At 75.0% G+C, this 12,203-nt stretch carries 3 protein-coding genes; all 3 read left to right on the plus strand.

All coding sequences use genetic code 11. The features are described from left to right. Positions 1 to 358: 358 nt before the first annotated feature. The 3 genes from ACIBVL_RS08840 (at position 359) to ACIBVL_RS08850 (ending at position 12,203) form a co-directional block, all read left to right on the plus strand. A complete protein-coding gene (locus tag ACIBVL_RS08840) occupies positions 359 to 7,318 on the plus strand; it encodes an SDR family oxidoreductase (RefSeq protein WP_399094117.1) in 6,960 nt (2,319 codons plus the stop codon). Positions 7,319 to 7,383: 65 nt separating this feature from the next. Next, positions 7,384 to 11,898, plus strand: a complete 4,515-nt coding sequence (locus tag ACIBVL_RS08845; RefSeq protein ID WP_399094120.1) for a beta-ketoacyl synthase N-terminal-like domain-containing protein — start codon at positions 7,384 to 7,386, stop codon at positions 11,896 to 11,898. Beyond that, positions 11,895 to 12,203, plus strand: a complete 309-nt coding sequence (locus ACIBVL_RS08850; RefSeq protein WP_399094123.1) for an acyl carrier protein — start codon at positions 11,895 to 11,897, stop codon at positions 12,201 to 12,203. Before ACIBVL_RS08845 ends, ACIBVL_RS08850 begins: the two co-directional genes overlap by 4 nt.

Here is a 12,203-nt window from a genome sequence, read left to right on the forward strand (position 1 = left end):
CCTCCGGGACCAGAAATACGCATGCCGAATCGGACATGCGGTCCAAAGGAACCCATTTCTTTCGGTCGTTCATGTTTCCTCGGGGTGAGTGCGGAGTGAACGACTCCGGACCCGAAAGGAATTCATCCGTTTTCCCCCGCCATGGGCGCACGTCCACGACTGACCGAATCATTGCGGCTGGTTACCAGCCGATCGTTCGATCGTTGACCGGTGAGTAATAAGAGCACTACCTTTCAACGCGTTTCGAGCAAGCGTTTTAATCCGCGTTCCGCGGTGATCTGAGCCCGCCGGATTGCGGTGCACCGCCTTTGCTGTCCTGAACCCCCCACCCTGCGGTTTCACCTTGATTCGGAGAATCATGACGTCCGCTGCGCGTTCCGAGGACATGATCATCGGCATCACCCCTTTCCGTGAACCCGACGCCGGGCTCGCTCTGGCGGTCGGCAGGGCCGGCGGCCTCGGCGTGCTCGATCTGGGGCCCGGGGACCGAAGAGCGCGCGAGGGGCTGGCCCGGCTGCACCGTGCGTCACCGGGCGGGTTCGGCGTCCGGGTGGGCCCCGGCTGTCGGCTCACCCCCGCCGACCTCGGGCCCGGAGGACCGCACACGGTGGTCCTCGCCGCCGACGCGCCCTGGCCTATCGCCGAAATCACCAGCCGGTACCGCGTATTGGTGGAGGTCACCGGTCTCGCGGGCGCGCGGGACGCGGCCCGCGCGGGGGCGCACGGGTTGATCGCGCGCGGCGCCGAATGCGGTGGCCGGATCGGCGAGCTGAACACCTTCGTCCTGCTCCAGCAACTGCTGGCGGCGCCCGGCCTCGGGCTGCCGGTGTGGGCGTGCGGCGGCATCGGCCCGCGCACGGCCGCCGCGGCGGTGGCGGGCGGGGCGGCCGGTGTCGTGCTGGACAGCCAGCTCGCGCTGCTCGCCGAGTCGGCGCTGCCCGAGTACGCGGCCGCCGCGCTGCGCGCGATGGACGGCTCGGAGACCGTCGTCCTGGCCGGTCACCGCGTCCTGCTGCGACGCGGCCCCGACGCACCGCAGGTTCCCGACGGCGCCGGTCCGCAGGCGGTGGCGGCGCTCCTGGGCGCGCAGGACCCGCACACCCAGCTGCTCCCGGTGGGCCAGGACGGCTTCCTCGCCGCCCGCTTCGCCGAGCGCTGGGGGGACGCGCGGCGGACGGTACGGGCTCTGCGCGACGCGGTCCTGGACGCCGTACGCGACGACACGGCCGTACGCGCGCTGCGGGCGAAGTCGCCGATGAGCCGGGCGCTCGGCACCGAACTGCCGCTCGCGCAGGGGCCGATGACCCGGGTGAGCGACGAGGCCGCCTTCGCCGCCGCGGTCGCGGCGGAGGGGGCGCTGCCGTTCCTGGCACTGGCGCTGGCGGACGGCGCGCGGACCCGGGCGATGCTCGCCGAGACCCGGGAGGCGGTGGCGGGCCGGCCCTGGGGCGTGGGGGTGCTCGGCTTCGCGCCGGAGGACGTGCGCGCCGCCCAGCTGGAGGCCGTACGGGAGCTGCGGCCGACGCACGCGATCATCGCGGGCGGGCGGCCGTCGCAGGCGCAGGCGCTGGAGCGGGACGGCATCCGCACGTTTTTGCACGTGCCGTCGCCGGGGCTGCTGCGGCAGTTCCTGGAGGCGGGGGCACGCCGGTTCGTGTTCGAGGGGTCGGAGTGCGGCGGGCATGTGGGACCGCGCGGCAGCTTCCCGCTCTGGGAGGCACAACTCGCCGTACTCGAAGACTACTTGGCTGAAGCGGACGGCTCCGACCTCGAGGTGTTCTTCGCGGGTGGGGTGCACGACGAGCGGTCGGCGGCGATGGTGGCCGCGCTGGCCGCGCCACTGACCGCGCGCGGTGCGGCGGTCGGCGTGCTGATGGGTACGGCGTATCTGTTCACCGAGGAGGCGGTGGCGCACGGCGCGATCCGGCCGCTGTTCCAGCGGCAGGTGAGGGACGCCGAGCGCACCGCGCTCCTGGAGTCGGCGCCGGGCCATGCCACACGCTGTGTACCCAGCCCGTTCGCCGCCGGGTACCGCGAGGAGGCGGCCCGGCTGCGTGCGGAGGGCGTGCCCGACCGGCGGATCTGGGAGGAGCTGGAGCGCCTCAACGTCGGCCGGCTGCGCATCGCCAGCAAGGGTGTGACCCGGGGCGGCGACGGTTCCCTCACCGCGGTGGACGAACAACGGCAGTTCGCCGAGGGGATGTTCATGGCCGGGGAGGTGGCCGTGCTGCGCTCGGCGACCACGACCCTTTCGGCACTGCACGCGTCGGTGACGACGGGAGCGGCCGAGTATCTCGCCCGGCGTTCCTGCGAGTTGGGTGCCGAGCCGTCCGTGGAGCCCGAGGCGCCGGCCCCGTTGGACATCGCTGTCGTCGGTATGGCCTGCATGTTTCCGCAGGCGCCCGACCTGCCCACCTTCTGGGCGAACGTCGTCGGGGGCGTGGACGCGGTCGGCGAGGTGCCGGCCGAGCGCTGGGACCCGGCCGTCCACCACGGCGAGTCGACCCCCTCGAAGTGGGGCGGCTTCCTGCCGCCGATCCCCTTCGACCCGCTGCGCTACGGCATCCCGCCCACGTCCCTCGGCAGCATCGAGCCGGTGCAGCTGCTGTCCCTGGAGGCCGCCCGGCGGGCCCTGGAGGACGCCGGATACGGCGACGGCGGACGGGAGTTCGACCGTTCCCGCACCTCGGTGGTGTTCGGCGCTGAGGCGGGCAGCGACCTGTCGAACGCGGCCACGCTGCGGGCCGTGCTGCCCTCCTTCTACGGCAAGGTGCCGGCGGGTCTGGAGGACCAGCTGCCGCGGCTCACCGAGGACTCCTTCCCCGGCATGCTCGCCAACGTCATCTCCGGGCGGATCGCCAACCGGCTCGACCTCGGCGGCGCCAACTACACCGTCGACGCGGCCTGCGCGTCCTCGCTCGCCGCGGTGGACGTCGCCTGCAAGGAACTCGTCGGCGGCACCTCCGACGTCGTGCTGTGCGGCGGCGCCGACCTGCACAACGGCATCAACGACTACGTCCTCTTCTCCTCCGTGCACGCCCTGTCCCCCACCGGCCGCTCCCGCGCCTTCGACGACTCGGCGGACGGCATCGCACTCGGCGAGGGCGTCGCCTGTGTCGTCCTCAAGCGGCTGGCGGACGCCGAGCGCGACGGCGACCGGATCTACGGCGTCATCAAGGGCCTCGGCTCCTCCAGCGACGGCCGTTCCCTGGGCCTGACCGCGCCCCGCCCCGAGGGCCAGCGGTCGGCGCTGGAGCGGGCCTACCGCAACGCGGGCGTCTCCCCTGCCGAGGTCGGTCTCGTCGAGGCGCACGGCACCGGAACCGTGGTCGGCGACCGCACCGAACTGCGCATTCTCAGCGAGGTGTTCGCGGAGGCCGGGGCGAAGTCCGGTGACTGTGTGCTGGGTTCGGTGAAGTCGCAGATCGGGCACACCAAGTGCGCCGCCGGGCTGGCCGGGATGATCAAAACCCTGCTGGCGCTGTACACGGGAGTCAGGCCGCCCACCCTGCACATGAAGGCTCCCAACTCCGCCTGGGAGGCGGACCGCAGCCCGTTCGCCTTCCACGCCGAGGCCCGTCCCTGGGCGGCTCCGGCCGAGGAGCGGCTCGCGGGAGTGAGCGCGTTCGGCTTCGGCGGAACCAACTTCCACGCCGTGCTCGCGGCGTACGCGGACGGCGCGCCGCCGGTGCGGGGCCTGGACGCCTGGCCGGCCGAGCTGTTCGTCTTCCGCGGGCGGGACGAGAGCGCGGCCCACCGCGCGGTGGAGGAGCTGCTGAAGGCCGCGGAGGCCGAGGGCCGGCCCTGGCGCCTGAGGGACCTGGCACTGAGCGCGGCCCGGCGCTCGGACGCGAGCGGGGATCCGGTGCGGGTCGCGGTCGTGGCGGACGGCGTGGACGATCTCGTGGGGAAACTGCGGCGGGCGCTGCGCGGGGAACACGATCCCCGGCACGGGCTCCATCTGGCGGGGCGGGCCGACGCGGAGACCGGCGGGAGCGGCGAGGCCCGTGGGTCCGGCGGCGCCGACGCGCTCGGCGAGGCCGGCGGGAGCGGTGCTCCGGCCGACCGGCACCCCGCGGCTTCGGCCCCCGGCAAGGTCGCCTTCCTCTTCCCCGGTCAGGGCAGTCAGCGCACCGGGATGCTCGCCGATCTCTTCGTGGCCTTCCCCGAGCTGCGCCCCTATCTGGAGCTCGGGCGTGTGCATGCCGACACGCTGTACCCACCGGCCGCCTTCGACGACACCGTCCGCGACCGGCAGCAGGCCGCGCTCACCGACACCCGGGTCGCCCAGCCCGCCCTCGGGATCGCCGGGCTCGCCGCACACGCCGTGCTCACCGCGGCCGGGGTGCGCCCGGACATGGCCGCCGGACACAGCTACGGCGAGCTGGTCGCCCTCTGCGCGGCCGGCGCCCTCGACCCCGAGACACTGCTGGAGCTGAGCGCCGAACGGGCGGCGGCGATCCTCGAGGCCGCCGACTCGGCCGGCGCGGAGCCGGGGACCATGGCCGCCGTCTCGGCGGGCGCCGAGGAGGTGACCCGGGCCCTGCGGGCGGCGGGCGCACCGGAGTCCGTGGTCCTCGCCAACCGCAACTCGCCCGGGCAGACGGTCGTCTCGGGCCCGACCGACGCCGTCGCCGAGGCCGTACGGTTGCTGCGCGGGGCGGGTCTCACGGCCAAGCGGATCCCCGTCGCCTGCGCCTTCCACAGCCCGCTGGTCGCCGCGGCCGGTGACCGGTTCGCCGAGGCACTCGCCGTCCGCCCGGTGCACGCACCCGAGTTCCCGGTGTGGTCCAACCGTACGGCCACCCCCTACTCCGCCGACCCCGACGCCGTACGGGCCGGACTCGCCGCGCAGATCGGCGCGCCCGTCGCCTTCGTCGAGCAGATCGAGGCGATGTACGCGGCGGGGGCCCGGGTCTTCGTCGAGGCCGGTCCCGGGTCCGTGCTGACCCGGCTGGTCGGACAGATCCTCGGCGACCGTCCGCATCGCACCGTCGCCTGCGAACCCCGGCCCGGCGGCGGTCTGCGCGGCTGGCTCGACGCGCTCGCGCAGCTCGCCGCGGCGGGGCTGCCGGTGCGCACCGGGTGGCTGCTGCGCGGCCGGGACGCGGTCGACGCCGCCCGCGCCCCCGTACCGAAACAGCCCGGCTGGACGGTGGACGGACAGCTGGTCCGCACGGCCGCCGGCGCCCTCCTCCCCGGTGCGCTGGCACCGGCCCGACGCGTCGTGGACCCCGTCGAAAGGACCGTGACGACTGTGACGACGAACCCCCCGCACGGCGTCCCGTCCGACCGGGACGCGCTGATCTCCGAGTTCCTGCGCACCAGCCGGGAGATGATCGCCGCCCAACGGGACGTGCTGCTCACCTACTTCGGCGCCGACGCCGGGGCGCAGACCGCCGCGCCCGTGGTGGTGCGGCGGCCCCAGGCCGTCCAGGCGGTGCCCCAGCTCGCGGCCCCCGAGCCCGAGCCCCCGGCGGAGGTGACCCCCGCCGGCGAGACCGACGTCCGGCAGGTCGTCCTGGAGATCATCAGCGAGCGCACCGGCTATCCCGTCGACATGATCGAGCCCGATCTCGATCTGGAGGCGGACCTCAGCATCGACTCCATCAAGCGGGCCGAGATCGCCGGTGAGCTGGCCAGGCGGCTGGGCGCCGGGGCCGGGGCGGACCTGACCTCGATGGACGACGCCGAGCTGGAGGAGCTGGCGAAGGCGCGCACCGCCGCCGCCGTGACCGACTGGCTCACGGCCCGGCTCGGCGACGGCCGGGTGCGCGAGCCCGAGCCCGCCCCGAAGACCCCGGGATCGGCGCCGTCCACCGGCTCCACGGACGAGGTGACCGGCGAACCGCCCAAGCGGCACGTCCTGCGACCGGTCCTCCTGGACGATCCGGCCGGTACTCCCACCGACCCGTCCTCGCTGCTCACCGGTACCCGGTGGGCCCTCCTCGGGGACGCCCCCGAGACCGCCGACCGGCTGGTGTCCCACGGCGCCGGCGTCGTCGTACGCGGCCGGGACCATGTGCTGTCGGAGACCGACGGGCCCGTGGACGGTGTGCTGTACCTCGGGGCTCTCGCGGGCGCCGAGGACGACGCGCCGCTGCTGCCCGACGCGTTCCCCGTGCTGAAGGCGGCTCTCGCCCGCGGCCCGCGCTGGCTGCTGGCCGTGCGGCCCTCCGACGGCGAGGTGCCGGACGCACGGTCGGCGGGGCTGCGCGGCCTGTTCCGGACCGTGGCCCGGGAGTACCCCGGGACCGTCGCGCGGGTCGTCGACCTGGCCGACGCCACGCCGTCCGCCCTCGCGGACGCGGTGGTCGCGGAGGCCGTCGCCGCCGACCGTACGCCGGTGGTGGTGCGCTCGGCGGCCGGACGGTACGGCTTCGAGCTGGCGGAGGCGCCGCTGGGCGCGCTCGGCAGCACGGGCGCCGGGCCGGCCGGGGACGGGGTCGCCGAGGCGGCCGCGCTCGGTCTGGAACGGGACTCGGTGGTGGTGCTGGCGGGCGGGGCGCGGGGCATCACCGCGCAGTTCGCCGCCGCGCTCGCCGGTGCCGCCCGCTGCCGGCTGGAGCTGCTCGGCCGCACGCCCGCACCGGACGGCCCCGAGGACGCCGGCACCGCCGCCGCGCACACCCCGGCCGAGCTGCGGTCCGTACTCGCCGCGCGGGGCGGGATGAAGCCCGCCGAGATCAACCGGGCCGCCGAACTCCTGCTGGCGCAGAGGGAGATCAGGGCGACACTCGCCGAACTCACCGCGCTCGGCGCCCGGGTGCGCTACCGCACGGTCGACTTCCGCGAGCCCGAGGCGGTGGTGCAGGCGGTCAAGGAGATCCACGCCGAGCACGGCCGGCTCGACGGCGTGGTGCACGCGGCCGGGGTCATCGAGGACCGGCTGATCGCGGAGAAGACCGCCGAGTCCTTCCAGCGGGTCTACGGCACCAAGGCGACCGGCGCGGACGCGCTGCTCACGGCGCTGGAGGAACTGCCGTCGGCACCCGCGTTCACCGTGCTGTTCGGCAGCATCTCGGCCGTCCTGGGCAACCGGGGTCAGGTGGACTACGCGGCGGCCAACGACGCCCTGGAGTCCCTCGGCGCGGCCTTCGCCGCCCGCACCGGCCGGCGCGCGGTGACCGTGCACTGGGGTCCGTGGGCGCCCGCGCGCGGGCATGCCGGGATGGTCGGGGCGGAGCTGGCCCGCGAGTACGCCCGGCGTGGCATCCGGCTGATCGATCCCGAGGAGGGAACCGCGGCGCTGCTGCGGGAACTGGCGTGGGGCGAGCAGTCGGTCACGGCCGTCGTCCACACCGCGTCGGGCTGGTGACGGGCGCGGTGACATCGACCCACCAGGACTTTCCTGCAACGACTTCGACCTCATGTCAGGTACCGGTGGCCATCGTCGGGATGTCGGTGCTGCTGCCCGGTGCCGCCGATCTGGACGCGTACTGGCGGAACCTGCGGGACGGCGTGGACGCGATCGACGAGGTGCCGGACGGACGCTGGGACGCCGACTACTACCGGCCCGGCACCGCCTCCGAGACCGCCGTCGCCGACCGGGTCTACGCCCGCCGGGGCGGGTTCGTGGACGGGCTGGCGGAGGTGGAGGTCACCCGGTTCGGCATCATGCCGAACTCGGTGGCCGGCACCGAACCCGACCAGCTGATCGCCCTGCACGTGGCCTCCGCCGCCCTCGCCGACGCGGGCGGCGCGGACCGTCTCCCCGACCGGGGGCGCGTCGGCGTCGTCCTCGGCCGGGGCGGCTACCTCACCCCCGGCCTGGTCCGCCTCGACCAGCGGGTGCGCACGGCCGGCCAGCTCGTCCGCACGCTCGGCGAGCTGCTGCCCGATCTGACCGACGGGCAACTCGCCCGTGTCCGGGAGGCGTTCACCGAGCGGCTCGGTCCGGACAGCCCCGAGGCGGCCATCGGTCTGGTGCCCAACCTCGCCGCCTCCCGGGTCGCCAACCGGCTCGACCTGCGCGGCCCGGCGTACACCGTGGACGCGGCGTGCGCGTCCTCCCTGGTCGCCGTCGACCAGGCGGTCGGCGAACTGTCCTCCGGGCGCTGCGACCTGATGCTCGCGGGAGGCGTCCACCACTGCCACGACATCACGCTGTGGAGCGTCTTCTCGCAGCTCCGCGCCCTCTCCCCCAGCCAGCGCATCCGGCCCTTCCACCGCGACGCCGACGGCATCCTGATCGGCGAGGGCACCGGTGTCGTCGTCCTCAAGCGGCTCGCCGACGCCGAGCGGGACGGCGACCGGATCTACGCCGTGATCCGGGGCACCGGGGTGGCGAGCGACGGCCGGGCCGCCGGGCTGGTCAACCCCGATCCCGGCGGTCAGGCACAGGCCGTACGGCAGGCGTGGCGGGCCGCCGGGCTCGACCCCGCCGCGCCCGGCTCGCTCGGCCTGCTGGAGGCGCACGGCACCGCGACCCCGGCCGGTGACGGCGCCGAACTGGCCACGCTCACCGAGGTGTTCGGGCCGGCGGCCGGGGCGCCGGACGCCGTCCTGGGCTCGGTCAAGTCGATGATCGGGCACACCATGCCGGCCGCCGGTGTCGCCGGCCTGGTCAAGGCGGCGCTGGCCGTGCACCACGGCACGCTGCTGCCGACCCTGCACTGCGACGATCCGCATCCCGCGCTGGCCCGCACCCGGTTCCGCACGCTGGAGAAGGCGGCGGAGTGGGAGACGACGCGGGAGCAGCCGGTGCGCCGGGCTGCCGTCAACGCGTTCGGGTTCGGCGGGATCAACGCGCATGTCGTCCTGGAAGAGGCACCGGGGGCGCGGGGCGCGGCCCGTGCGGTCCCGCCCGGGGCGCACCTCGGAGCCACTGCGGTCACGCCGGGGACGCGGGCGGAAGCCACCGCGGTCACCCCCGAGTCCCGTCCCACCGCCGGCCCCGTCACCCGGGTGACCGAGCCCGAGCGGGTCCTGCTGCTCGCCGCCGAGTCCCCGGACCGCCTCGCCGCCCTGCTCGACGCCGACGACGACGCCGTACGGGCCACCGGGCTCGACCCCGCCCACCCGCACCCGGACGCCGGCCCCGCCCGGCTCGGGATCGTCGACCCGACCGCCAAGCGGCTCGCGCTGGCGCGCCGCGCGGTCGGCAAGCGGCGCCCCTGGCACGGCCGCAGCGACGTCTGGTTCCGGCCCGGCCCTCTGCTGGGCGCGGGCCACCGCGGGCCGACGTTCCTCTTTCCCGGCCTGGAGGGCGACTTCACCCCCCGGGTCGACGACGTCGCCGCCCACTTCGGCCTGCCCGCTCCCCCGCTCCCGCAGCGGCGGACCGAGGACGTCGGCCGGCACGGCTTCGGTGTCGTCGCCGTCGGCCGCCTTCTCGACACCGCGCTGCGCCGCACCGGGATCGTGCCGGACGCGGTCGCCGGGCACAGTGTGGGCGAGTGGACGGCGATGGCGGCGGGCGGGCTGTACGCCGGGGACGAGGTCGACGCCTTCATGGCCGGCTTCGACCCGGACTCGGTGACGGTCCCCGGGCTCGCCTTCGGCGCGATCGGCGCGTCCGCCGACCGGGTGCTGGCCGCGCTGAGCCGGGCGCCCGGCTCCGGACTCGTCCTCTCCCACGACAACGCGCCCGGCCAGTCCATGGTGTGCGGCCCGGAGGCGGCGGTGGAGGAGTTCGTCCGGTCCTTCCGCTCCCAGGGTGTGCTCAGCCAGGTGCTGCCGTTCCGGTCCGGCTTCCACACCCCGATGCTGGAACCCCACCTGGGCCCGATCAAGGAGGCCGCCGAGCGGTTCCGGCTGCACGCGCCGCACACCCCCGTCTGGTCGGGGACGACCGCCGCCCCCTTCCCCGAAGGCGAGGCGGAGATACGGGAGTTGTTCGTCCGGCACCTGCTGGAGCCGGTCCGTTTCAGGCAGTTGGCGCAGGCCCTGTACGAATCCGGTCACCGCGTCTTCGTCCAGATGGGGCCGGGCCGGCTCGGCTCCCTCGTCGGCGACACCCTCGGCGCGCACGATCACCTGGTCGTGGCCGCCAATTCCCCGCACCGCACCGGCCTGGCCCAGCTCCGCCGGGTGGCCACGGCGCTGTGGACGGCGGGGGCGACCGTGGCCCCCGCCCTGACCCCGCCGCGACGGACGGCAGCCCGACGGCCGCCGGTGCGACTGGACCTGGGCGGCGCGCTCGTGTCCCTCGCGCCGGAGAGGCTCGCCGCACTGCGCGACGGACTCCGCCCGCGCCCCGCCACGGGCCCCTCACCGCTGGACGCCCTCGTCGAACGTTCGCCGATGGCGGCGGAGTTGAGCGCTCTGCTGCGGGAGACGGCGGACACGGCCGCAGCCCTGATGGGCCCTCCGGCCTCCGCCCCCGCCCCGCTCGCCCCCCGCCGCACCACGGTCCGCGTCTCCCCCGACACCATGCCGTACCTCCTGGACCACTGCTTCTTCCCGCAGCGCCCCGGCTGGCCCGAGGTGGGCGACCGCTGGCCGGTGGTCCCGGCGACGACGATCGTGCAGCACATCATGGACGCGGCGGGCGAGAGTGCCCCCGGAACCGTGCCGGTCGCCGTGCACGGGGCGCGCTTCGAGGAGTGGCTCACCGCCACCCCGGCCGTCGACGTACCGGTGACCGTGACCCCCGAGGGCCCGGACCGGGTGGCCGTGTCCTTCGGCCCCCGGGCCCGCGCCACGGTCGAACTGGCCGCCCGCCACCCCGCGCCGCCCCCGGTCCTGTGGCCCGTGTCCCCCGCCGCCGAGCGCACCCCGGACCACACCGCCGCTCAGCTCTACGACGAGCGCTGGATGTTCCACGGCCCTGCGTTCCAGGGCGTCGCCGAGCTGACCGCGATCGGGGACCGGCACGTCCGGGGGATCATCACGACCCCGTCCGCGCCGGGCGCGCTGCTGGACAACGTCGGTCAGATCCTCGGCTACTGGATCATGGCGACCCGCACCGAGCGGACCGTGGTGTTCCCGGTCGGGATGCGGGAGATGCGGTTCCACGGACCGCACCCGGCGCCCGGCACCGAGGTCGCGTGTCTCGTCCGGATCACCTCGCTCACGGACACCGTCCTGGAGGCCGACGTCCAGCTGACGGTGGACGGTACGGTCTGGGCGGAGCTGTACGGCTGGCAGGACCGCCGCTTCGACAACGACCCGAAGACCCGTCCCGTCGAACGCTTCCCGGAGCGCAACACGCTGTCCGAGGCCCGGCCGGGCGGCTGGACACTGCTGCACGAACGGTGGCCGGACCTCGCCTCCCGCGAGCTGATCATGCGCAACTCCCTGGGGGGCTCGGAGCGTTCGGAGTACGCCGAGCACGCCCCGCGGGGACGCAGGCAGTGGCTGCTGGGCCGGATCGCGGTCAAGGACGCCGTACGGCAGTGGCTGTGGGACCACGGCGAGGGCCCCGTCTTCCCCGCCGAACTCCGCGTGCGCAACGACGAGTCGGGGCGCCCGTATGTCAGCGGAGTGCACGGGCGGACCCTGCCCCCGCTGGACGTGTCGCTGGCCCACTGCGCGGAGGCGGGCGTCGCGATCGTCCGTCCGCACACCACCGGCCCGGGCCCCGGCATCGACGTCGAAGAGGTCACCGACCGGACGCCCGAGACCCTCACCACCGCCCTCGGCGCGGGCGAACTCCGCCTGCTCGCGGACCTCTTGGCCACCACCGGGGACTCCGAGGCCCTCTGGTTCACCCGTTTCTGGACGGCGAAGGAGGCCGTCGCCAAGGCGGAGGGCACCGGGTTCGGCGGGCGGCCGAGGGACTTCACCGTGCTCGACGCGACCCCGTCCGGCGACCGGCTGACCGTCGCGGGCCGGCTGGAGCGCGCCTACACCGTGCACTGCGAGCCGGCCGTCAACCCGCCCACGCTGCCGGCCCGGGAGTACGTCGTGGCCTGGACCGAGGGCCCCACCCAAGCGAAGGAGTACGACCGATGACCCCCGTCACCGCCGACCAGGAGAGCGTCCTCGCCGATCTCACCGGCATGCTCGCGCGGCTCCTGGAGGACGAGTACGGCCTCGACGACGTCGAGATCGGCATGCAGACCACCTTCAACCGCGATCTGGAGCTGGAGAGCATCGACCTGGTGACGCTGGCCGGGATGCTCCAGGAGCGGTACGGCGAACGGGTCAACTTCGCCGAGTTCCTGGCCGGGATGGAGTTCGACGAGATCATCGAGCTCACCGTGGGGCGGCTCGTCGAGTACGTGGTGACCAGCCTGAAGGCGTCGGGGGCGAGCTGA

Source organism: Streptomyces sp. NPDC049687, assembly GCF_044465285.1.
Lineage (GTDB): Bacteria > Actinomycetota > Actinomycetes > Streptomycetales > Streptomycetaceae > Streptomyces.

Excerpts from the sequence above, each read along its gene's own strand:
- ACIBVL_RS08850 (WP_399094123.1), top strand. The coding sequence starts at position 11,895 with ATGACCCCCGTCACCGCCGACCAGGAGAGCGTCCTCGCCGATCTCACC.
- ACIBVL_RS08840 (WP_399094117.1), top strand. The coding sequence starts at position 359 with ATGACGTCCGCTGCGCGTTCCGAGGACATGATCATCGGCATCACCCCT.